This window comes from Acinetobacter nosocomialis, from assembly GCF_041021905.1.
In the GTDB taxonomy this organism is placed as follows: Bacteria; Pseudomonadota; Gammaproteobacteria; order Pseudomonadales; family Moraxellaceae; genus Acinetobacter; species Acinetobacter nosocomialis.
The window spans coordinates 3,862,454-3,886,766 of the sequence record NZ_CP157432.1; the positions used below are offsets into that span (position 1 = coordinate 3,862,454).

A 24,313-nucleotide genomic window follows, 5' to 3' on the forward strand; every position below is an offset into this window, starting at 1 on the left:
AATAGTGTAAAAATCGAGTATTTTTTTAACTCAATGATTTTATAAATTAATTTTCTTTTTAATTAAATTATTTACAGTTGCTATCTATATTCCCTATTTGACTTTAATTTACCAGAAAGTCAAAAAAAGCGCACATGAGCGATCTCAGTGCACTTTTTCATTTCTACATTAAAAATTGTTTCTCAAGAAAACAAATATTGATAAACAATATACGCAGCCAGTTTTGCTGTTCGATTGTCCAAATCAAATTTTGGATTGCACTCAGCAATATCTAGAAGTTTGATTTTGCCAGTCTCTTGAATATGCTTAAAAATTGCTTCAAAAGTAGCTAAATCAATTCCTTTTACGGCTGGCGCACTGACCCCCGGTGCAACCGCAGCCGCGAAGACATCTAAATCAATCGTAACGTACAAGCAGTCTACTTTTTCAATAAAAGCATCAACCGCCGCGAGCACGTTTGGTAGGTTAAAAATATTAACCTCATGATCGCGTAAATATGAACAATTTAAAGCATCGGCTGTATCAAACAAAACTTTAGTATTGGCATGGTTGGCGACCCCAATACATAAATAATTAAATTGTTTTTGATGCTGTTCTGAAAGCCTTGCTGCTTGTAAAAAAGGTGTTCCAGAGGTGGCATGCTCTGCTTCACGCAAATCAAAATGGGCATCAAAATTAATAATACCTATTTTTTTATCTGGCGCGTGGGCTTGTACATATTGGAACAGACCACTAAAGCTACCAAATGCAACTTCATGTCCACCGCCCAACACAATCGGTTTTAAACCATTTTGTAGGCTGTTTGCGACTTGCTCTGCCAACTCGGTTTGTGCTTGCTCTAAATTCTCATATTCACAAGTCACCGTACCCAAATCGACCAGACTTACTGGACGATGAATCGGTAAGTTAGCAAGTTGCGCGCGGATTGCATCTGGTGCGTCGGCAGCACCGACGCGGCCTTTGTTACGTTTCACGCCTTCATCAGAGCTAAAACCAATCAGGGCAAATTCGGCATGTTGAGTTTTGTTCACAATATGGTGAATACGTTGATGTGACTCACCCTCGCCATCATGTCGGCCTTGCCATTTAAATGTGTGATTCATGTGACACCGTTTAAAAAATAACTTCTTGTCCATGCTGAACGACTCGCTTAGGCAAATCTCCGCCAAGCCAGTAAACAATTTCAGATGGATGTTCAATATCCCAAGCTACAAAGTCAGCGACTTTACCCTGCTCCAAACTGCCGTGTGTTTGCTCTAAACCGAGCGCTTGTGCAGCATGAATGGTGACACCCGCTAAAGCTTGCTCAGGTGTTAAACGGAATAACGTACTGCCCATATTCAGCATTAAACGTACAGAAAGTGCTGGAGATGTACCCGGATTTAAATCACTCGACAGCGCAATACGCACTCCATGCTTAATCAGACTTTCAATTGGTGGGTATTGTGTTTCACGCAATAAATAAAAGGCACCCGGCAATAACACAGCAACCGTACCCGACTCTGCCATGGCTTTGACATCGTTTTCGGTCATGTACTCTAAATGGTCAGCCGACAAAGCATGATAACGTGCTGCCAAGCTTGAGCCGCCTAGTGATGAAAGCTGTTCAGCATGAAGCTTAACGGGTAGACCCAATGATTGTGCCGTTTTGAAAACACGTTCGACCTGAGCGGGTGAAAATGCCAAATGCTCGCAGAACGCATCTACTGCATCAACTAAACCTTCAGCATGTAGTTTAGGCAACATTTCTGTACAGATATGCTCGATATAAGCATCGCTTTGGTCTTTGTACTCTGGCGGTAACGCATGGGCAGCCAAACAGGTACTTTTGACCGTCATCGGTAATTTTTCACCAATTTGACGGATTACACGCAGCATTTTGCGCTCGTTTTCGTAGTTGAGTCCGTAACCAGACTTAATTTCAATGGTGGTGACACCGTCTTGCTGCATACAGCGAATACGTTTCAGTGCTGAGTTTAATAGCTGTTCTTCGCTTGCTTCACGTGTTGCGCGTACTGTACTTGCAATACCGCCACCGCTTGCTGCAATTTCAGCATAACTTACGCCTTGTAAGCGCTTTTCAAACTCAACACTACGGTTGCCACCAAAAACACTATGCGTATGACAGTCGATGAACCCTGGAGTTACCCAAGCACCATTTAAGTCAACTGTTTCGGAATAAGTGTCGGCAGGAAGTTGTTGTTGTTTTCCAATCCAGTGGATGAGATGCCCTTCGGTAACAATTGCAGCATCTTCGATATAAGAATATTGCCCATTTTGCATGGTCGCAATATGGCAGTTTTGCCAAAGTTTTTTCATTAGCCTATCCTCGAAACTGCCCAACAGTAAAACTATTGGGCAGTTGATTTGTTAGCTTTCCATTTCTATGTTTTGCTGGACAGGCTCACTTTCCTTTCCCAAGCTTTGCTCCGGTTTTACCCAAATGCGATACGCAATGGTTAACAGAACAAGCCAAGTGATTCCTACATAAATTGCAGGACGCGAGTCTGGGAAGTAGCCCATCATGACTAAAATGAACACCATAAAACCGATTGCAAAAGCAGGTGCATATGGCCAGCCAAATACAGGGAAATCTAGTGCCTTAATTTCAGCAGTAGATAATTTACGGCGCATCGCCACTTGCGAAAGCAAGATCATGAGCCATACCCAAACAGTTGCAAACGTTGCAATTGAAGCAATGATGACAAATACATTTTCAGGAATCAGGTAGTTCAGCACCACACCAATTAACAGCACGCCAGCCATAACCACAACAGTCATCCAAGGCACACCATTACGTGAAAGTTTCTTGAACACTTGCGGTGCTTGACCACGATTTGCCATACCGTACAACATACGGCCTGCACCAAATACATCACTATTAATTGCTGAAATTGCTGCTGTCACCACCACAATATTTAAAATATTTGCAGCAGATTTAATGCCTAAGTTTTCAAAAATTTGTACAAACGGGCTGCCTTGGCTACCAATCTGGTTCCATGGGAAAATCGACATCAGTACAAAAATAGTCAGTACATAGAACAGTAAGATACGGACTGGAACGGCATTAATTGCTTTTGGTAGAGTCGTTTTCGGGTCTTGTGACTCACCTGCGGTTAAACCAATAATTTCGATCCCGCCAAAAGCGAATACCACTACAGATAAACATGCCACTAAACCTGCAATACCATGTGGCATGAAGCCATCATAAATCCATAGGTTTTGAAGCCCCGGTACAACATTGCTGTGGTCAACATGGAAACCGTAGAACATTAAACCCAAGCCACCTAAAATCATGGCAACAATGGCACTGACTTTAACAATAGAAAGCCAAAATTCGAGTTCACCAAAGACTTTTACATGAATCAGGTTAATTGCGCCTAGAAACATGATGAGAGACAAAATCCAGATCCACCGTGGTACATCGGGATACCAGAACCCCATATAAATACCAAATGCAGTGACATCGGCAATTGCAACAATCACCATCTCAAAAACATAGGTCCAACCTGTGGTAAAACCCGCCAATGGACCAATGTACTGAGATGCATAGTGGCTGAATGAGCCAGAAACAGGGTTATGGACAGCCATCTCACCCAGCGCGCGCATAACGATATAAATTGCAATCCCTGCAACGATATACGCGAGTAATACTGAAGGCCCTGCCATTTTGATGGCAGTCGCCGAACCATAGAAAAGCCCAGTTCCAATTGCTGAGCCCAATGCCAAGAAACGAATATGGCGGGTGTTTAAACCCCGCTGTAGTGTGGAGTTTTGTGACATTATAATCTCCAATCCTTGAGGAAATTTAGTTGGATTCGGCCACTCCATGTGACCGTTTTATCAATCACACTTCAGATAAACTAGGGAGTAGTTTTGGAATGAGTAACTTGTTTAGGCAACCACTCGCAAGCAATTCACTAGCCTGTTCGATATCCGGAGCAAAGAAACGATCTTCGCTGTAGTAAGGAACTTGATCGCGCAAGATTTTACGAGCTTGTTCAAGTTTAGGCGAGCTTTTTAAACCTTCACGGAAGTCTAAACCCTGACAAGCGCCTAACCATTCAACAGCTAAAATGCCACGAACGTTGTCAGCCATGTACCAAAGACGCTTACCAGCATTCGGAGCCATCGATACGTGGTCTTCCTGATTGGCAGACGTTGGTAAACTATCAACGCTTGCAGGATGTGCAAGTGCTTTATTATCGCTCGCGAGTGCAGCAGCTGTCACTTGTGCAATCATAAAGCCTGAGTTAACACCGCCATTTGCAACCAAGAATGGTGGAAGTTGTGACATGTGGCGGTCCATCATCATCGAAATACGACGTTCAGACAGTGAGCCAATTTCAGCAATCGCCAATGCTAAATTATCTGCCGCCATTGCAACAGGCTCTGCATGGAAGTTACCACCAGAAATCACGTCACCTTGTTCAGCAAAAACAAGCGGGTTATCTGATACAGCATTTGCTTCAATTTCTAATACTTCAGCAGCCTGACGGATTTGGGTTAAACATGCACCCATGACCTGTGGCTGGCAACGTAAAGAGTATGGGTCTTGAACTTTGCTACAGTCTTCATGTGAATGTGCAATTTCACTTGAGTCAGTTAATAGGTCACGATAAGCCGCAGCTACATCAATTTGACCACGTTGGCCACGTACTTCGTGAATACGCGCATCGAATGGTGCACGTGAACCCAACATTGCTTCAACACTTAAGCCACCACAAACCGTTGCAGCAGCAAACAAGTCTTCAGCTTCAAACAAGCCACGTAACGCATAAGCAGTTGACACTTGTGTACCGTTTAAAAGTGCCAAACCTTCTTTAGCAGCTAAAGAAATTGGTTCTAAACCTGCAACTTTTAAAGCTTCAACGGCTGGTAACCATTCACCCTTATAACGTGCCTTACCTTCACCAAGTAAAACTAAAGACATGTGTGCAAGCGGTGCCAAGTCACCTGAAGCACCTACTGAACCTTTCAATGGAATGTGGGGGTAAACTTCGGCATTAATTAAAGCCAACAAAGCATCAATTACTTTACGACGGATACCTGAGAAACCACGCGCCAAGCTATTTGCTTTTAATAGAATAATTAAACGAACCATTGCATCATCAAGTGCTTCACCTACACCTGCTGCATGTGACAGAACCAATGAACGTTGTAACTTTTCTAAATCTTCAGGAGCAATTTTGGTTGACGCGAGTAAGCCAAAGCCTGTGTTAATACCGTAAGCTGTACGCCCTTCATTTACAATTTTCTCAACGCAAGCCACACTTGCATCAATTGCAGATGAAGCACTTTCATCCAATTTAACTTTGATCGGGTTGAGATACGCTTGACGTAAATCGGCTAAGGTCAGTTTTCCCGGTTGGATAAGTAATTCCATGTTGGCTTCCTAATTTTTTGCACTATATTCTGCTGAGACGGTGCTTTTCACAATTGCAAAAAGCACCGCTAGTTCTTCCATGTATTTTTATTGCGTGATCATTGGCAAGTGTAAGCCTTGCTCTTTGGCACAGTTAATCGCAATTTCATAACCTGCATCGGCATGACGCATAACACCTGTTGCAGGGTCATTGGTCAGTACGCGAGCAATACGTGCAGCAGCTTCATCTGTACCATCACACACAATCACAACGCCTGAGTGTTGAGAGAAGCCCATACCTACACCACCACCGTGATGTAAAGACACCCAAGTTGCGCCGCCTGCTGTATTTAACAACGCATTTAATAAAGGCCAGTCTGATACTGCGTCTGAACCGTCTTGCATTGCTTCAGTTTCACGGTTAGGACTTGCAACTGAACCTGAGTCCAAGTGGTCACGACCAATCACAACTGGTGCAGACAATTCACCGCTACGAACCATTTCGTTAAATGCCAAACCAAGTTTTGCACGTAAGCCCAAACCTACCCAGCAAATACGCGCTGGTAAGCCTTGGAAGCTAATGCGTTCACGAGCCATGTCTAACCAGTGATGTAAATGTTCATCATCAGGAATTAACTCTTTAACTTTGGCATCTGTTTTATAAATGTCTTCTGGGTCACCAGAAAGCGCTGCCCAACGGAATGGACCAATACCGCGGCAGAACAATGGACGGATATAAGCAGGTACGAAGCCTGGAAAATCAAAAGCGTTTGCTACGCCTTCATCTTTCGCCATTTGACGGATGTTGTTGCCATAGTCAAATGTTGGAACACCCATTTTCTGGAAATCAAGCATCGCTTGTACGTGCTTCGCCATCGACTGTTTTGCAGCTTTTACCACAGCTTCTGGTTCAGTTTTCGCACGTGCACGATATTCGTCCCAAGTCCAACCTACTGGTAAGTAGCCATTAAGTGGATCGTGTGCACTTGTTTGGTCTGTCACCATGTCTGGACGCACACCACGGCGAACAAGCTCAGGTAAAATTTCAGCAGCATTACCATGAAGCGCAATGGAAATTGCTTTGCCTTCTTTTGTATAGCGGTCAATACGCGCTAAAGCATCATCTAAATCAGTCGCTTGTTCGTCTACATAACGAGTACGTAAACGGAAATCGATACTTGCTTGTTGGCATTCAATGTTTAAAGAACATGCACCTGCAAGTGTTGCAGCTAGAGGCTGAGCACCACCCATACCACCTAAACCAGCAGTAAGAACCCAACGACCTTTTAAGTCCCCGTTGTAGTGTTGGCGGCCTGCCTCAACGAAAGTTTCATAAGTACCTTGTACAATGCCTTGGCTACCAATGTAGATCCATGAACCTGCTGTCATTTGACCGTACATTGCAAGTGCTTTTGCGTCTAACTCGTTGAAGTGTTCCCAATTTGCCCAGTGTGGTACAAGATTTGAGTTTGCAATTAAAACACGAGGTGCATCTTTATGAGTTTTAAACACACCAACTGGTTTGCCTGATTGAACCAATAAAGTTTCGTCAGTTTCAAGATTTTTTAACGTATCTACAATTTTGTCGAAACATTCCCAGTTTCGTGCTGCACGACCAATACCACCGTATACAACTAACTCTTTCGGGTTTTCTGCAACGTCCGGATCAAGGTTATTCATCAACATACGCAATGGGGCTTCAGTTAACCAACTCTTAGCCGTTAATTCAGTGCCGCGTGGTGCACGAATTTCTACATCACGAAATTTTGTTGTCGTTGTTGTCACAGTCGGACTCCTTCCTTTGAGCTTACATCAGCAGAACATCACTTGTTTCTGCATTTGTATAGTAATGTATTAACTTGTATATACATCCATATACTACACAAATATTTTTCGGCGTGAAGAGGGTGACTCATATTTTTTAAAAAAAATTGAATAAGCTTATGAATTAAATTAATTTATTTTTATGTCTGGCATAAAAAAAGCACATATCTTCTCACAAGACATGTGCTTTTTAAGAGGTAAATGATGTCTTTTTATCGTTGAATTAACTCAATGACATAGCAGCTTTTAAGTTGTTTTTTGGGAAAATTGATTGATGTGACACCAGATTTTTTCTCAATTTTTAATGTCTCATGAGCAGCAATCTGAACGGAATGATCATTCACATTTACTTGTGTTTCACTACCCTGATTAAAAATGAAAATCAGGTCTGCCGAACTTATAAATGCCTGCTCCGCTGCATCATTCAACCACTGAAAACGGGCATAAAACTTTGCAGGATCATAAATTAAATTTAAATCTCGAATTGCACCCTCTAATAGTTCACTTTGAACCTGACTCTCACCATGAAAAGCAAAAATATCGCCTTGGTTTAGCGTTTTGGCAGGAAGCTCATCGACATACAGTACTATGCCCTGTCCATCGAGGACGCTAATAATGCGCTGCTTATTGGGAAATAACGAAAATGGTCCGGAAGTGGTTACATCTGCCATCGAAATGCGCCAATCGAAATCGGCTTCACCTTGGCTTCTGGCAATTTCTAAAGTGAAACCCGCACCGTTTTTCCAAAGCATTTTTGTATATTGATCGGCCCTGATCAATTCAATCATGGATTAAATTTCCCTTCGAGATAATAACGGCTACCCGGATAAATCAGACGTGCACTTGAAATGAGTTGTTTGTTTGACCATGTACGGCGACGGATCAGTAAACACGGTTCAGCTTTAGTAATCTTCAACCATTTACACTCTTGAGCAGATGCTAAAACCGCCTCAACAATGTGTTCACCTTCCGTCACTGGTGCTTTCGCCATGAGATAAGCATTAGGTGTAATGGTTTTAAAATCTTGTTCTAAATAATCTGGAATCAGCGCTGCATCGACTAAACGATCTTCGACCTGAACAGGTACATCATTTTCATAATGCACAATAATCGAGTGAAATAATCTTTGCCCTTCGCGAGTTTGCATTAACACGCTTTGCTCTGCATTTGCATAAATTTGTTCTAAGACTAAAACTTCAGCGTGGTGCTTATGGTTTCGTGCAATAATCTCATCGGCGATATTATTAATTTGAAAAAGTGCAGTTCGGCCTTGCCCTTCAGCAACGAAAGAACCAACGCCCTGAATTCGAACGAGCAAACCCTCAGTCGTTAATTCACGTAGCGCACGGTTTACCGTCATACGGCTACAACCGAGTTGATTAACCAGTTCACTTTCCGAAGGAATTTTTTTATTTACAGCCCAAGTACCTTCATAAATCTTTTGTGAAATCAATTGTTTTACGCGTTGATATAAAGGAACTGGACTATCAGCTTCAATCGAAAGCTCAGTATGTTCTTGTTTTGATGTTCTGGGCATAACAAATACTCAAAAAGGCAGCAGGCAAAAAGGTATTTTAGTTGACATGCTATGTATATACAACCACATACAACATGTTAATTTATGAATTAAAGATATTTTAAGAAGTCTAAAAAATAAACATAGTTCGGTAAAAGCTAATTTAAAGTTTTATGTAGAAAAATTCAAATATATAAAAGCTTTATCAATATTTATTTAATAATTATTTCTGCTATGCCTTAGCTCAATTCAAAGAAGCAAAAATGTAGTCTTTTTTAGTTTACGAAATGCTGCTTAAAATTTTTATTTAAAATAACTGATCAATAGTATTCTGCTGCCACACAGTATATTAATAAAACTGGAAGCACATCGAATGCGTAATTATAAAATAGATATTCTTCGAGGAATGTCTATCCTATTGGTTCTTTTACACCATTTTAATATTCCCTATAAACTCAAAGATACATGGTTAGGTTTTGATTTCTTAGGTGAAGCATTTAGCACAGTCATCGCAAGAAATGGAAACTATGGTGTCACCATGTTTTTTGTGATTTCGGGTTTTTTAATTACCCACCACACTTTAAAAAGAGATAAACAATTTTCTGCGATTAACCTCAAGCATTTTTATATCCGACGGGCAGCGCGTATCTTGCCGTGTTTAGTATTACTCATTTTAGGGGTAAGCATACTTGGTTCATTTGACTTAAAACCCTTTATGAACCAAGCTCCGAATGGCATTGAGGTTTCCTATTCCTTAACCATATTTGCAGCTTTAACCTTCTGGATGAATATCCTGATTATTAAATTCGGTTGGGTAAACTACGCCTTGGGCGTGTTGTGGTCACTCTCTGTGGAAGAAGTTTTCTATTTTGTTTTTCCATTATTGTGCTTGCTTACGCGTAGTAATAAGGTCTTTATTGCTGTACTGATTGGGGTAATTATTTACGGGCCTTATTTTAGGTCCCTGCATTTTGGGGAAGAAAGCGGCGCCTATTTATATCACTATTTTTCGAGTTTTGATGGTATAGCGATTGGCTGTTTAACGGCGATTTTTTCTCATAAATATCAGCCAAATTGGCACTATAAAAAACTTCTTTCATGGCTAATTATTTTAGGTATGACCGCTCTATATTTATATGCGCCAATTAAAGAAGTGAGTACATGGGGTATTAGCCTATTTGCTTTTGCCACAGGCTTACTGATTTTGTGTTTTCAACATCCTTCCGGAACACAGGCGCATAATCTATTGACCAAAGTGATGGTCTGGTTGGGGCAACGAAGTTACGAAACTTATCTGTTCCATCTGGTAGTACTAGGTCTTATGAAAGCTGCTTTTGTTCCGGTTCAAACCGACGCTAGCATCAAAATTATGCTTTTAATTGGCTATCTAGTTCTAACTTTTGTTATTAGCGCAGCAATTGAAAAATATTATTCCACCCCGCTTAACAGCTACATTCGAAAGATTTTCATTAAAGATAAATCATAAAAATAAGCCCCTTGAAAATAGGGGCTTTTGTTTTATTAAGCGATCAACATGGTTTCATCATCTTGCTTAAAAGGGTTCGACCAGTTCTGCCAAGCTTGTGGCCCTAAAGCCATTTCTTCATCACTTAATAAACAACCATCTAAGCGTTCTATTAAAGCTTGCTCATCCATTTGCATACCAATTAAAACCAATTCCTGACGCGCATCACCTGTGCGAGCGTCCCAGTTTTTCTTAATTTGTTCAATACTGGCGAGGTCACTCGGCCAGTCTTCTTCTGAAACAGCAGCCCACCAATAACCTGCTAAACCGTGTCGAGCCATTGCACCTGCTTGTGACCATGAATAAGCCAAAGTCGGTTCGGCAGCCAACCAGAAAAAGCCTTTTGAACGCACGACTCCCGGCCATTCAGCCTGCACCAAATCATAAAAACGTTCTGGATGGAAAGGTCGACGTGCGCGGTAAACAAAGCTACTGATTCCGTACTCTTCAGTTTCAGGTGTATGCTCGCCGCGTAACTCTTTTAACCAGCCCGGTGCTTGCGCGGCTTCATCAAAATCAAATAGCTGTGTATTTAAGATTTTATCTAAGGCAATTTTTCCAAATTGAGCAATTTCAATTCGAGCACGCGGGTTTAGAGTTTTTAAAATGGCGATAAGCTGGTCTTGCTGCGCCTGATCAATCAAATCAACTTTATTCAGCACAATCACATCACAAAACTCAATCTGATCAATAAGCAAATCGACCACAGTTCTCTCATCTTGCTCGCCTAATGACTCACCACGTTGTTGCAGTGAATCAACTGAACTGTAATCTTTAAGAAAGTTAAAAGCATCGACTACCGTGACCATAGTATCAAGTCGAGCAAACTCATTGAGAGAGTTTCCATCTTCATCTTCAAAGGTAAAAGTTTCTGCTACTGGTAATGGTTCTGAAATACCCGTTGACTCAATCACCAATTGGTCAAAGCGCCCTTCATCGGCTAAGCGTCTCACCTCAACCAGTAAATCTTCTCGTAGCGTGCAACAGATACAGCCGTTACTCATTTCAACCAGTTTTTCATCTGTTCTTGAAAGCTCTGCCCCACCTTCACGTACTAATGCTGCATCAATATTTACCTCAGACATATCATTAACAATCACGGCAATACGGCGGCCTTCACGATTATTTAAAATATGGTTGAGTAATGTGGTCTTTCCTGCACCCAAAAAGCCAGATAAAACGGTAACAGGAAGCTTGGCAAATGAGTTGGCGATTGCAGTGTGCATGGCTTGATCTCTTTGAATAATATTTAAACTGATCATGGCTGGCCAATTAAATATGGCCAGATCACAGGCGTAACCTATTTCTAAACCCTATTAATGTTATGTTATAACATAACTATTGATCAAGTTTTTATTCCAGTTTTATCTAAGCCAATTTACTTAATCTTTGAAAAAACTGCTTTTATAGTCACTGACAAATCGAGGTTCTATAGTGATGGTCAGGTCCCCATGAACGGAATCCTTGGCTATCAATATGAATTTGTCCCGAGGCATAAACACCAAGACCCATGTTAAGTGCTTGTCCTTTGGTTTCCCAGAACTGACAAAGTTTAGTTTTGGTTTGTTGAATATTGAACTGGTCTAAGTCGTTAGGCTGTTCTGGTCCAATTCGAAAATCAAGCGCTGCATTAAAGACATGTCGGGAAGCATCCGCCCCACCTGCACAGCGGTTTAAAGATAAAGCTCGATAGGCCGATGTCACTTCAAAATCGTTAATTACACCATCGTCAACCAATGCTTTTAAGATACTAAGCGTTGGTACAATATTGGACCAAATCTCGCGTGGTGGCACGGCATAAGGCTCCACTCCACATTTTTGCCAGTCACGAGCTGAACGCAATAACTCATAATCTGGAACTAAATTGGTAAGCCCTTTTTGATTAAGAAATTGCTTATAAGCTTGTACAGACTGCGCATGATCTGCGGTTGCAATCCAGGCAATATAATCTTCGGGTTGTTGTTTTATTCTTACTACCGTTTTAGATGGCTGAGGCAAAGAGTGAGGATGTTTAGAAACGGTTGGCTTAGGTGTTTGAGTGGTACACGCAGTCAGAGAAAGTAAGAGTAAACCTAAATAGGAATATTTCATAAATATGTTGTTCCTCCCTCAACATCGGGAAGCCTTAGTTATTCATTCAAGAGATATTATAATATAACAATTATAAAGTCCTTTAATTTCTGTTGTAAATTTTAAAAATAAAAAAGGACGTATACGATACGTCCCTTTTCGTTCCTAATTAAGGTCTAATTACACATCTGCTTCTAGAGCATGTACAGGCTGCTCAGCCTTTAACTTACGGCGTTTAAACTGATAAGCCACCATCAAACACAAAATCCATCCCGGAATCATCATAACCGCAACACGCATATCTGGTGTTAGCGACATTACAACTAAAATTCCAAGCATAAACACCATGCAAAGGTAGTTGCTAAATGGATACATAAAGCTTGGGAATTTAGTGGTTTGACCTTGGCGCATCATGAATTTACGGAATTTTAAATGTGTCCATGAAATTACGACCCAGTTAATCACAATCGCTGCTACAACAAGCATCATGAGTAAGCCAAACGCTTTTTCAGGGAAAATGTAATTTAACAATACACATAAAATAGTGACTGCCGCAGAAAGGATCACTGCATTGGTTGGAATACCGCGTTTATTAATACGAGCAAATACTTTTGGAGCATTTCCTTGCTGAGCAAGGCCGAGCAACATACGGCTACTGCAATAACTTGTGCCGTTATAGACCGAAACCGCAGCAGTCAAAATCACGAAGTTGAGTAAAGTTGCAACACCTTGGCTGTCTAAAGAAGCAAACACCATTACAAAAGGGCTGCCACCTTGTGCCATTTGATTCCAAGGAAATAATGAGAATAAAACAAGAAGCGTCGCAATATAGAAAATCAAAATACGATAGATAATCTGGTTTACCGCTTTAGGTAAAGTTTTATCTGGGTCTCGTGCTTCTGCCGCAGTAATACCAAAAAGCTCGATCCCACCAAAAGCAAAAATAATGACCGCCATTGCCATGACCAAACCTTTAATGCCAAATGGGAAGAAACCACCCAATGCCCAAAGGTTTGAAATGCTGGCCTGTGGCCCTGCTGTACCGGTTGCAAGTAAATACGAGCCGAAACCGATCATAGCTAAAATAGCTAAGATTTTGACAATGGAAAACCAAAATTCCATTTCGCCAAAAAACTTAACATGCAGCAAATTAATACCATTAATGAGAATAAAGAACGTTAGAGCGGATGCCCACGTTGGGATTTGCGGCCACCAATATTGAATATAAAGACCAATTGCACTTAACTCTGCCATACATACCAGTACGTTGAGTACCCAGTAGTTCCATCCTGACATGAAGCCTGCAAAAGGTCCCCAATATTTATAAGCAAAATGACTAAACGAACCACTTACTGGCTCTTCGACCACCATTTCACCGAGCTGGCGCATCATTAAAAAAGCAATAAATCCGGCAATCGCATAACCCAAGATTACCGATGGACCTGCCAATTTAATCGATTGTGATATACCAAGAAACAGCCCTGTACCAATCGCTCCACCCAATGCAATCAGCTGGATGTGACGATTACTTAAACCGTGTTTCAGGTTTCCTTGCTCTTGTGTTGACATATGATTATTCTCATCCTTGTCACGTAATTTTTTTCCAATAAATTACGTATATCATAAATTGATCAGATTTTCATAGGGATTGATGAAAAAATAATTGCGTTACTTTTCTCACAACCGCGCATGAAAACAGAAAATGCAAGAAATAACAATTATTATGCAATGTGTAATCAAATTATGTATTGCGTAATTTGATGAATTCAGTATTATAAGAACCATGAAGTAATTGGTTGTTCTCGGTCTCTATCAAACTCATAAGTAAAAAATGACCTCAATAAAGGTTAAAACTTACTGAGTAGCTCAGTCCCTAGACCGAACTTTTATTTGTATAAGACGCGAGATGAAGACAAGGAAGCGAAAATGGAACAAAAACTAAACTCTTTTATTGAAGTTTCACCTCAATCTGATTTCACTATTCATAATTTGCCTTATGGTATTTTTAGTAGAACAGCCGAAGGCGAGCGTCAGGTCGGTGTAGCTATCGGTGATTGGGTGATTGATCTCGCTGCTCTTGAAAAGCATGGTCTTTTAAAACTTTCAGATCAAGACACATACTTTAACCAATCTACACTCAATAAATTTATTGAATCTGGCAAAGCCAACTGGTCTAAAGTTCGTAAAACGCTACAGTCTCTTCTTTCAGTTGAAAACTCAACGCTTCAAGAAAATGAAGCATTACGTCAGGAAGTTTTAGTTAAGCAAGACAGCGTGACTTTACATTTGCCTGTCCAAGTTCCAGGCTATACCGATTTTTATTCTTCTAAAGAACATGCAACTAATGTGGGCTGTATGTTCCGTGACCCTAAAAATGCTTTGCTTCCAAACTGGAGCGAGTTGCCTGTTGGTTATAACGGCCGTGCTAGCTCTGTTGTGGTCAGTGGAACTCACGTCGTACGCCCTTCTGGTCAGATTAAGCTTCCAAATGAAGAACGTCCGGTTTTCTCAGCAACTCGCAAACTCGATTTTGAACTTGAGACTGCATTTATTGTGGGCAAACCAACTCAATTAGGCCAGCCAATTGCAATTGAAGATGCATGGGATCATATTTTTGGCATGGTTTTGCTAAATGACTGGTCAGCACGCGATATCCAGCAATGGGAATATGTTCCACTTGGACCTTTCAACGCTAAAACATTTGCAAGCTCGATTTCACCTTGGGTGGTTACACTTGAAGCACTTGAGCCATTTAAAGTTGAAGGGCCAAAACAAGAACCGAAGCCTCTCGCTTACTTACAAGAAAATATAGCGAATAGTTACGACATTAATTTGAGTGTTGAAATTCAAAGCCCAAATTCAGCACAAACTGATGTGATCTGTAAAACCAATTTCAAATATATGTATTGGTCTATGGCTCAGCAGCTGACTCACCACACGATTGCTGGTTGTAACGTTCAGGTCGGCGATTTAATGGGTTCAGGGACTATTTCAGGTTCTACACCTGACTCTTATGGTAGCTTGCTTGAGCTGACGTGGAACACCACCAAACCGTTAACACTTGCGAATGGTGAAACTCGTGGTTTCTTACAAGACGGTGATACGCTCATTATGAAAGGACACTGTGAGAAAAATGGTATTCGTGTTGGCTTTGGTGAAGTTCGGAATACGGTACTTCCTGCATTAAATTTCGATTTTGCAGAAACTTCGGAGCCAGACTATGAAGCTGTATAGTTACTTTCGTAGCTCTGCAGCTTACAGAGTACGGATTGGCCTCAACCTTAAAAATCTCGCTTATGAAACTGCACCAGTTCATTTGGTTAAAAACGAGCAGCAAAGTGAAGACTATTTAAAGTTAAATCGCAGTGCCTTAGTGCCAACTTTAGTAGATGGCGATTTAACTTTGTCACAGTCATTAAGTATTTTGGAATATCTAGATGAACAATATCCGGAAACCAAATTACTCCCAAATGATGTGAAAGAGAGAGCCAAAATCCGTGCTTTTGCACAGGCAATTGCCTGTGATATTCATCCGTTAAATAACTTACGTGTGCTGAAATATTTAAAAAATGACTTAAATGTTTCGGACGAACAAAAAAATTACTGGTATCAGCACTGGATTCTTGAAGGTTTTCAAACGCTCGAACAGCAACTTCAAGATTCAAATGGACAGTTTTGCTTTGGGCACGAAGCAACGATTGCCGATTGCTGCCTCATTCCACAGGTCTATAACGCGAAACGCTTCAAGATAGATTTATCTGCGTTTCCAAAAATTGAATCAATTTATCAACATTGTTTGTCTATCCCAGCCTTCTATAACGCGGCGCCAGAACAACAACCAGATTGGGAATAGTAAAAGGAGTTTCAACATGACATTTGCCATTAAAAAAATACATCACGTTGCATATCGCTGTAAGGATGCGAAAGAAACTGTTGAGTGGTATAAAAAAATGCTCAACATGGACTTTATCTTAGCTTTTGCTGAAGACCATGTACCTTCAACGAAAGCCTTCGACCCTTATATGCATTTATTCCTAGATGCTGGTCAGGGCAACGTTTTGGCATTTTTTGAATTACCAACCCAACCAGAAATGGGCCGAGATGAAAACACGCCTCAATGGGTACAACATATTGCCTTTGAAGTTGAAGATTTAAATGCCCTTTTAGCTGCCAAAAAACATTTGGAAGACAACGGCGTTAAAGTGCTAGGTATTACCAACCATGGTATCTTCCATTCAATTTATTTCTTTGACCCAAATGGCCATCGTTTAGAACTGACTTATAACGATGTACATGCTGAAGAGAAAATTGCAAAAATTACTGAAGAAATGAAAACTGAAATGTTAGATGAATGGAGCAAAACCAAACGTGCTCCACACCATACTCATTTCTTGCATGAAGAAGAATTAGGCGCATAATTCTTTCAAAGCAATTGTTTCAAAAGTCGGCATTGGTGGGAATAGTTTGAATGAACTGTTCTATATCAATGCCGATTTATATTGTTTAAATCTACTAAACTTCTCTCAATTTACGCTATAAATGAAAGATGAAGGTATTTGTAAGAATTGTTGATTATTAAACATGTGAATTTCGCTAATAGAAAAAGGTGATTTCTATTTTTCTATAGGCTCAGGCATGATGTAAATCGCATCAATTCCAATTTATGTTTATACATAACTGTTTAACTGCTGAAGTAAATCGATTAAGGGTATTTAAATGATTGAAGAAAAAATATCTGGGGGGGTTCAATCACTTGAAGTTGGCTTATCCGTACTAAATGCCCTTTTAGAGCACAATCAACCGATTATTCTCAAAGACTTATCGAGTAAGCTTGAGATGCATCCTGCCAAAGTACACCGTTATTTGGTGAGCTTAATTCGCATGGATTACGCCAAACAGCTTGAAGACGGTCAATATGCTCTAGGCGATCAGGCATGGCGTTTAGGCTTAAACTGCATTCAGCACAGTGACACTTTACAGTTGGTACAACATCTAATTTACGACCTACAAAGCAAAATTGGCTGTGGCATTCAAATTAGTAAGTGGTCGCCAAAAGGCCCTGTGGTGGTTCAATCTATTGAATCTAATCACCCTATTTCGATTGTGACCAAAGTCGGTTCAATTATGCCTTTAGTCAATTCTGCTGCAGGACGTTTATTTGCTTCTTACCTTCCGGAGCATTTTATTCGTCCATTACTAGAAGCTGAATGGCAAAAACATCAAGAACTTGGGCTAAACATTGCACCACATAATTGGGAAGAGTTTTTAGAACTTAAAGAGACGATTCGCCAGCAACAAATGTCTGCGGCTAAAGGTGATTTACTTACGGGTATTAACGCTGTAGGTCTGCCGGTATTTAACTCAAACCAAGGGATTGAGTTTTGTATTGTGGCGCTTGATAGCGAAATGTTTTTACCCGTTGACCCACAAAGTAAAATTATTGAAACACTTAAAAATGAGATTAATTCGATTAATCAATACATTAAAAGCCGCTAAATCAATAGCTATAAAAAAACCAAGAGCATTGCTCTTGGTTTTTTTAGATTAGAGACAAAGCAAAACTTATTTTGCTTCGAGAACACCACGGCGGATTTGGTCACGTTCAATCGATTCAAACAATGCCTTGAAGTTACCTTCACCAAAACCATCGTCATCTTTACGTTGAATAAATTCGAAGAAAACTGGCCCAATCATATTTTGAGAGAAGATTTGCAATAAAAGCTTCTTCTGACCATCTTTAGTATTACCATCAAGCAAAATACCGCGCTGTTTTAATTCATCAGTCGGTTCGCCATGCTCAGGTAAGCGATCTTCCAACATTTCATAATACGTGTTTGGCGGTGGAGTCATAAATTGCAGACCCAAGCCTTTTAACTTATCCCAAGTCGAAATTAAGTCATCACAAATAAATGCAATATGCTGAATACCTTCGCCATTAAAATCAGCTAAGAATTCTGCAATTTGGCCGTTACCTTTGTCTGAATCTTCATTTAAAGGAATACGGATCATGCCATCTGGAGCAGTTAATGCTTTAGATGTTAAACCTGTATATTCACCTTTAATGTCGAAGTAACGAATTTCTTGGAAGTTAAAAATCTTCTCATAGAAGTTCGCCCAGTACTCCATACGGCCTTTGTAGACGTTATGAGTTAAGTGGTCAATTTCTTTTAAGCCCGCACCTTCAGGGTTACGCTGGGTATCATCAAAGAAAATAAAGTCATTTTCATAAATGTCGCGGTCAACCAAGAAGATTGGCATGCCACCAATACCTTTAATTGCCGGAATGTTAAGCTCCATTGGCCCAACATTCGAATACATTGGTTCTGCACCAAGTTCAACAGCCTTTTTAAAAGCTTTTGCCGCATCACGAGTTTTGAATCCCATTGCGCAAGCAGATGGACCATGCTCATTAAAAAAGAATGAAGCATAAGATTCTGGCTGATAATTCAGGATAATATTGATATTTCCTTGACGCCATAAGTACGCTTTTTTCGATTTATGCTTGGCTACTTTTGAAAAGCCGATTGTTTCAAAAATTGGATCTAATTCATTTTCTTTTGAAACAAACTCAATAAATGCAAAACCGCATAATTCTAATGGGTTCTCTAAAATATCCATCTAGTTTCCCTCTGGTAATTACCTGATCCGTTTACTTCTCATGCTGATCTGGTCAGCTCCTTTCTCTATAGAATACGTATTTGCTGGGAGAGTGTTTGAACCGTCAAAATGCCTTAGCCCAACGCATCCTATGAGAAAAAAACCAATAACTAAAACGAAGATTGAATGAGCGCAAAGCCGATGATTAATTTCCCTTCTATATGGTCTTTGTTTTCCATACACACTGTCCTTTCTTATCTAAAAGTACGATTGAGATTTTTCAATAATCCTTTAAAAATCGTCTTTTCCTAAAGTCATTCCTAGATTTATGGAGGCCAACATCCTTGTTGGTCCTCCAATGGCCATTTACCTTAAAACAGATGCTACTAAAAACAATTAAATTATGCAATACATAATTTAATTATGAATTGTGTAATTTATTAATCAAATTACGCCATTTGTTTGTACTTGTTTTAGATTTCATATTTTATAAATCATTGGGTACACTCACATGGCTTTTAAAGTTCTAATGACGGAAAACCCATGCTTTTAATCAGTGCCTGTTTAATTGGGGAGCCTGTACGCTACGATGGGCGCTCTTGCTTGCACACAACGCTTCAGCAGTTATTTTTAAATAAAAAAGCCCATGCACTTTGCCCAGAGTTATTAGGTGGATTTAGCACCCCTCGTCTACCCGCAGAAATTGTGGGAGGGAACAGGTCAAGATGTACTTGATGGCAAGGCAAAAATCGCGGATTCATCTGGTTTAGATGTAACCGAGCTATATTTAAAAGGCGCCTACCGTACTTTAGAAATTGCACGGCAAATACAAGCAACTTGCGTGGTTTTAAAAGAAAATAGTCCGTCTTGCGGTAGCCAAAAAATTTATAACGGTACTTTTCAAGGTGAGAGAATTACAGGTGTGGGGATTACCACAGCACTGTTACAGCGCCATGGCTTTGAAGTAATTTCTGAAAATGAGATTGAAGAATGGTTAACAACACATCCTCTTTAAGGTTGTGTTGATTTACCTAATCAAAAACCTCTTAATTGCTTTCTAAAACGGAAACAGAAAGCACTCAATACACAAGCTACTAAATAGCTTATGACTGCCATACTCCAAAAACCATAAATTCCCATTGCAGAAATCGAGTGACTCCCCCAGTGCAGCCCTTTATAAGCCATCCACCAACCACCACCCAATCCGAAACATAGCACCACGACTAAAAAAATCAGCATGGGTAAAATCGACACATCCCAACAACGCAGCAAAGAGGTTAGTAAAGACATTAAGCCATCTAGAAAATGAGACATGCAGACAATCAACAGCAGTGATGCTGCCAAAATCTGTACAGCCAAATCATCTGAATAGAACGTGACAATTAAGTCCCGCTCCAACCATAAACACAGGGACAGACTGCCACTCACTGCCATAATTACCCATATACTTTGTCTGGCAATTTTGTTTGCTTCGTCCATGTTCCCGCTGCCCATAGACCTCGACACCAAAATGCTATAAGCCGAGGCAATTGAGGAAGGAAAAATAAACATGAAGCCGCCCGTACTCGCGACAATTTGATGGGCTGCAGACACCACCCTCCCGAAAGGCAAAATTAAAATAGCAACCGAACAAAATGCAACAACATCCATCAACGCCATGATCGCGGTAGGTATCCCTATTTTTAAAATCATACGCAGACTTTGTCGGCTATCTTCAACCGACCGCTCTGGATGTTCAATAAAGATGTATCCTTTCTCCAAGAAAAACAGGTAATAAACAGCCAACATAAACCACCGAACAATAATAGTGGCTAATAAAGCTCCTATCGCACCGAGTGGCGGAATTGAAAATGAAGCAACACCATAAATTAAAAGATAGGACAAAATAATTTTAAGAATGAAGAAAAGACTATCTGATAATAAAACCTTGTGTGCATTTTCAGTAACCTGAGACAAAGCTGTAAATAAACGCATCAGTAAATGCGCAGGTAAAATAAATACCAAAGCCCAAATACAGTTTTTAGTAATTGAAACGACATGTTCAGATGCACCAAATAATTTTGGTAAATCACGGAATACGTAAAGCAGGCCAATACTGATCAATGCCGAACATAACATTAGCCAAATGCCTTGAATAAAAATCTGACGTATACGCGGTAAATCATGGCAACCATATGCTTCTGAAAGCTTGAGTATCACACCTTGCAGAATCCCCATCCCAATGACATAAATCACTGTATATAAAGATAAGGTTACCGATAATGCGGCGACATGGTCATTGCTAAAATGCCCTACATACGCAATATCAACCAATCCACTTAAAACTACAATTAAATTGCTAGAAAGCATGGGTATAAATAATTTAAAAATCTGGTTCATCAAAAAAAGCCTTATCTTTTTCTTTGCGATTTATGTTGATATTCACGTTATTTTTAATGCATCAATTCAAAGCAAAAGACATACCAGTTCTAAATTCAGCTCTCCCTAAAATGTTCTTTAAATAAAAAAGCCAAACTATTCGTTTGGCCTCTTTTTAATGTGTGTTGTATACAGTTATTCCTGTTTGTGTTTACTTGCCCAATAAGTTGCAAGCGCCGGGCCCGAAATATTATGCCAAAGACTGAAAATAGCACTCGGTACTGCTGTAATCGGAGAAGCCGCAAAATGCACTGCCGCAAGCGCTACGCCTAAGCCTGAGTTTTGCATACCGACTTCTACCGCAATTGCTTTACTGTCTGCATAAGGCAATTTAAAGAAACGCGCTGCAGTAAAACCTAATAAATAACCAAGCCCATTATGTAATATCACTACCGCCAAAATGAGCAAACCCGACTGTAAAATAGCTGCTTTACTGCCACCAATAATAGCTGCCACAATCGCAACAATTGCAATCACTGAAACTAAAGGCATGACTTGAATATAAGATTCGACCTGACGTTTAAGCCAAGTTCGTAAAATCAGACCAATCACAATCGGAAGTAGCACCACCTGCAAAATTGAAATAAACATCGAAGCTGCATCAATCTTTAACCATTGGCTGGCAAGCAGATAGAAAATTGCAGGCGTTAATACAGGAGCTAAAAGTGTTGATACCGATGTACAAGCGACCGATAAAGCCACATTGCCTTTAGCCATATAGGTAATTACGTTTGAAGCTGTTCCGCCTGGGCAACAACCTACCAAAATAACGCCGACTGCAATTTCAGGAGGCAAATTAAATAATTTACACAGAACAAATGCCAAACCAGGCATCACCACAAACTGCGCGACAACCCCAATTAACACGGCTTTAGGGCTTTGTAGTACTCCTTTAAAATCATCAACGGTCATGGTCATTCCCATGCCAAGCATAATAATGCCCAAGATCCATGGAATATAAGCTTTAAGCCAGACAAAAAACTCGGGTTGCCAGAGTGCCAATGCCGCAAAAACGATGACCCATAAAGCAAACGTTTTCTGAACAAAGTGAGTAAAACGTAATAATGCAGACATGCTGTTCATCCATATCAAATTGCAATTAAAGCCCAAACAACATGGACACTATCTCTAGCATTCACTCAACAAGTCAGTTGATTGAATACGGACAACACCTTGCTGCTGCATGGCTTGCCATGCCTGCTCTAAAGAGCCATTGAGATTAATGCCTTTACAGGCATCTTCAATCACTAAAGTTTTAAAGCCTAGTTGAATGGCATCTAAAGCAGTCCATGCGACACAAAAGTCTGTAGCTATACCGACCACATAAACCGTATCAATGCCGCGCTCTTTTAAGTAACCCGTTAAACCCGTCATTGTGGCGTGGTCTGCTTCCACAAAAGCCGAGTAACTATCAATATGAGCATGAAAACCTTTTCGGATAATCAGTTGAGCTGACGGGATATTTAAATCCGGATGAAACTCGGCATCATGCGTGCCTTGTACACAATGCTTAGGCCAAAGCACTTGTGGTCCATAGTCAAGTTCAATAGTTTCAAATGGCTGCTTACCCGAGTGGTTAGCTGCAAAAGAAATATGATTATCTGGATGCCAGTCTTGTGTAAGAATTACATTTTCAAAACAACCCGCCAATTGGTTAATAGTTGGAATAATTGTATCGGCGTCGGCAACTGCTAAGTTCCCACCTGGCGTAAAACCATTTTGTACATCAACTACGACTAAAGCCGCATTTTGTGGTTGTTTATTCATTTTCATGCCATCTTAAGTCCCATTCGGGAGAAATATGCATTTTATCTTGCCATAAAAAAGACAGTGTTAAGTAGAAACTGGAAGAATTGCACCATATTGTCATCTTTACTGTCTTTTATTTGAAATGATCAAATTGGCATTCTATGTTTCGCTCAAGTTTACATAGGGTTTATCAGTTAAGCATATTGTTCTTATGCGTCTGATCAGTCATAATTTGCATAATTGTCATTCAACAATCTGTTATTGTTAGAACTGGACAATCAAAATACTGCAACCATCCCACATTTTGTTTTTCTTACCTCAGATTCGGATGGATAAATAGGATATTTTTTAAAATGACTCAGCAAGCACAGACCATTCAAGGCTCAATCGTCGCAATTGTCACTCCCATGTTGAAAGATGGCGGTGTAGATTGGAAGGGTCTTGAGAAGCTGGTTGAGTGGCACATAGAACAAGGTACAAACAGTATTGTAGCCGTCGGTACAACCGGCGAAGCCTCAACATTGAGCATGGAAGAGCACACACAGGTTATTAAAGAAATTATTCGTGTAGCCAATAAACGTATTCCAATTATTGCCGGTACTGGTGCAAACTCAACCCGTGAAGCAATCGAATTAACTAAAGCTGCTAAAGACCTCGGTGCTGATGCAGCTTTACTTGTAACGCCATACTATAACAAACCAACCCAAGAAGGCCTTTACCAGCACTACAAGGCTGTTGCTGAAGCTGTTGAATTACCTCTTATTCTCTATAACGTACCTGGTCGCACAGGCGTAGACTTGTCAAACGATACAGCAGTACGTTTAGCAGAGATTCCTAACATTGTGGGTATTAAAGACGCTACAGGTGACGTACCTCGTGGTAAAGCCTTAATTGAAGCTTTAAACGGCAAAATGGCTGTTTACTCAGGTGACGATGAAACTGCATGGGAACTTATGCTTCTTGGCGCAGACGGTAATATCTCGGTTACTGCAAACATTGCACCTAAGGCAATGAGTGAAGTATGCGCGGTTGCAATTGCTAAAGATGAGCCACAAGCGAAGACGCTTAACAATAAGATTGCAAATTTACACAATATTCTATTTTGCGAATCAAACCCAATTCCTGTGAAATGGGCACTACATGAGATGGGACTGATTGATACTGGTATTCGTTTACCACTCACTCCTCTCGCTGAGCAATATCGCGAACCTCTCCGCAATGCCCTAAAAGATGCGGGAATTATTTAATA

20 protein-coding genes and 1 pseudogene are annotated in these 24,313 nt (G+C 40.3%); 7 read left to right on the top strand and 14 right to left on the bottom strand.

From position 1 onward, the window contains the following. Positions 1 to 182: 182 nt before the first annotated feature. The 7 genes from hutG to hutC form a co-directional block, all read right to left on the bottom strand. A complete protein-coding gene (gene hutG, locus ABLC00_RS18085) occupies positions 183 to 1,103 on the bottom strand; it encodes a formimidoylglutamase (RefSeq protein WP_033854084.1) in 921 nt (306 codons plus the stop codon). A gap of 10 nt (positions 1,104 to 1,113) precedes the next feature. Next, positions 1,114 to 2,319, bottom strand: coding sequence for an imidazolonepropionase (gene hutI, locus ABLC00_RS18090; RefSeq protein WP_006582423.1), 1,206 nt, complete (start codon positions 2,317 to 2,319; stop codon positions 1,114 to 1,116). Positions 2,320 to 2,370: 51 nt separating this feature from the next. Then, positions 2,371 to 3,783, bottom strand: a complete 1,413-nt coding sequence (locus ABLC00_RS18095; protein WP_006581437.1) for an amino acid permease — start codon at positions 3,781 to 3,783, stop codon at positions 2,371 to 2,373. A 64-nt stretch (positions 3,784 to 3,847) separates the two neighbouring features. Next, positions 3,848 to 5,386: a histidine ammonia-lyase gene (hutH, locus tag ABLC00_RS18100; protein WP_004704779.1), complete on the bottom strand. Its 1,539-nt coding sequence runs from the start codon at positions 5,384 to 5,386 to the stop codon at positions 3,848 to 3,850. An 87-nt stretch (positions 5,387 to 5,473) separates the two neighbouring features. Further along, positions 5,474 to 7,150, bottom strand: a complete 1,677-nt coding sequence (gene hutU, locus ABLC00_RS18105) for a urocanate hydratase (RefSeq protein WP_006582422.1) — start codon at positions 7,148 to 7,150, stop codon at positions 5,474 to 5,476. A 251-nt stretch (positions 7,151 to 7,401) separates the two neighbouring features. Then, positions 7,402 to 7,977: a HutD family protein gene (locus ABLC00_RS18110; protein ID WP_006582421.1), complete on the bottom strand. Its 576-nt coding sequence runs from the start codon at positions 7,975 to 7,977 to the stop codon at positions 7,402 to 7,404. Further along, positions 7,974 to 8,726, bottom strand: a complete 753-nt coding sequence (hutC, locus tag ABLC00_RS18115) for a histidine utilization repressor (protein ID WP_002132315.1) — start codon at positions 8,724 to 8,726, stop codon at positions 7,974 to 7,976. The genes ABLC00_RS18110 and hutC overlap by 4 nt, the downstream gene beginning before the upstream one ends. Positions 8,727 to 9,078: 352 nt before the next feature. Between hutC and ABLC00_RS18120 the strand changes: the two genes are divergently transcribed. Beyond that, positions 9,079 to 10,191, top strand: a complete 1,113-nt coding sequence (locus tag ABLC00_RS18120; RefSeq protein ID WP_002132350.1) for an acyltransferase — start codon at positions 9,079 to 9,081, stop codon at positions 10,189 to 10,191. 35 nt (positions 10,192 to 10,226) lie between these two features. Here ABLC00_RS18120 and zigA read toward each other — a convergent pair whose 3' ends face one another. The 3 genes from zigA to ABLC00_RS18135 form a co-directional block, all read right to left on the bottom strand. Continuing rightward, positions 10,227 to 11,492, bottom strand: coding sequence for a zinc metallochaperone GTPase ZigA (gene zigA, locus ABLC00_RS18125; RefSeq protein ID WP_006582420.1), 1,266 nt, complete (start codon positions 11,490 to 11,492; stop codon positions 10,227 to 10,229). A 148-nt stretch (positions 11,493 to 11,640) separates the two neighbouring features. After that, complete coding sequence (locus ABLC00_RS18130) at positions 11,641 to 12,321, bottom strand: D-Ala-D-Ala carboxypeptidase family metallohydrolase (RefSeq protein WP_006582419.1); 681 nt, start codon at positions 12,319 to 12,321, stop codon at positions 11,641 to 11,643. 159 nt (positions 12,322 to 12,480) lie between these two features. Further along, the gene (locus ABLC00_RS18135; RefSeq protein ID WP_006581444.1) at positions 12,481 to 13,869 is read right to left on the bottom strand and encodes an amino acid permease; all 1,389 of its coding nucleotides are present in this window, start codon (positions 13,867 to 13,869) and stop codon (positions 12,481 to 12,483) included. Positions 13,870 to 14,226: 357 nt separating this feature from the next. Here ABLC00_RS18135 and fahA point away from each other — a divergent pair, with 357 nt between their 5' ends. The 4 genes from fahA to ABLC00_RS18155 all read left to right on the top strand — a co-directional run bounded on the left by fahA (position 14,227) and on the right by ABLC00_RS18155 (position 17,796). Next, entirely contained in the window at positions 14,227 to 15,534 is a 1,308-nt protein-coding gene (fahA, locus tag ABLC00_RS18140) for a fumarylacetoacetase (protein WP_004711362.1), read from the top strand. Continuing rightward, the gene (maiA, locus tag ABLC00_RS18145; RefSeq protein WP_006581446.1) at positions 15,521 to 16,153 is read left to right on the top strand and encodes a maleylacetoacetate isomerase; all 633 of its coding nucleotides are present in this window, start codon (positions 15,521 to 15,523) and stop codon (positions 16,151 to 16,153) included. Before fahA ends, maiA begins: the two co-directional genes overlap by 14 nt. Before the next feature lie 16 nt (positions 16,154 to 16,169). Further along, entirely contained in the window at positions 16,170 to 16,718 is a 549-nt protein-coding gene (locus tag ABLC00_RS18150) for a VOC family protein (protein WP_004711359.1), read from the top strand. A 298-nt stretch (positions 16,719 to 17,016) separates the two neighbouring features. Beyond that, positions 17,017 to 17,796, top strand: coding sequence for an IclR family transcriptional regulator (locus ABLC00_RS18155; RefSeq protein WP_004885016.1), 780 nt, complete (start codon positions 17,017 to 17,019; stop codon positions 17,794 to 17,796). A gap of 66 nt (positions 17,797 to 17,862) precedes the next feature. Here ABLC00_RS18155 and hppD read toward each other — a convergent pair whose 3' ends face one another. Continuing rightward, entirely contained in the window at positions 17,863 to 18,918 is a 1,056-nt protein-coding gene (gene hppD, locus ABLC00_RS18160) for a 4-hydroxyphenylpyruvate dioxygenase (RefSeq protein WP_002053927.1), read from the bottom strand. A gap of 522 nt (positions 18,919 to 19,440) precedes the next feature. Between hppD and ABLC00_RS18165 the strand changes: the two are divergent. Further along, positions 19,441 to 19,912: pseudogene (locus tag ABLC00_RS18165) on the top strand (DUF523 domain-containing protein). Between the two features lie 20 nt (positions 19,913 to 19,932). On the opposite strand, the gene ABLC00_RS18170 reads toward ABLC00_RS18165, so the two are convergent. The 3 genes from ABLC00_RS18170 to pncA form a co-directional block, all read right to left on the bottom strand. Continuing rightward, positions 19,933 to 21,276, bottom strand: coding sequence for an MATE family efflux transporter (locus ABLC00_RS18170; RefSeq protein WP_348941011.1), 1,344 nt, complete (start codon positions 21,274 to 21,276; stop codon positions 19,933 to 19,935). Positions 21,277 to 21,450: 174 nt separating this feature from the next. Further along, positions 21,451 to 22,389: a bile acid:sodium symporter family protein gene (locus ABLC00_RS18175; protein ID WP_006582416.1), complete on the bottom strand. Its 939-nt coding sequence runs from the start codon at positions 22,387 to 22,389 to the stop codon at positions 21,451 to 21,453. Positions 22,390 to 22,443: 54 nt separating this feature from the next. Then, complete coding sequence (gene pncA, locus ABLC00_RS18180) at positions 22,444 to 23,088, bottom strand: bifunctional nicotinamidase/pyrazinamidase (RefSeq protein WP_006582415.1); 645 nt, start codon at positions 23,086 to 23,088, stop codon at positions 22,444 to 22,446. A gap of 329 nt (positions 23,089 to 23,417) precedes the next feature. Here pncA and dapA point away from each other — a divergent pair, with 329 nt between their 5' ends. Further along, the gene (gene dapA, locus ABLC00_RS18185) at positions 23,418 to 24,311 is read left to right on the top strand and encodes a 4-hydroxy-tetrahydrodipicolinate synthase (protein WP_002054045.1); all 894 of its coding nucleotides are present in this window, start codon (positions 23,418 to 23,420) and stop codon (positions 24,309 to 24,311) included. The last annotated feature ends 2 nt before the right edge of the window (positions 24,312 to 24,313 follow it).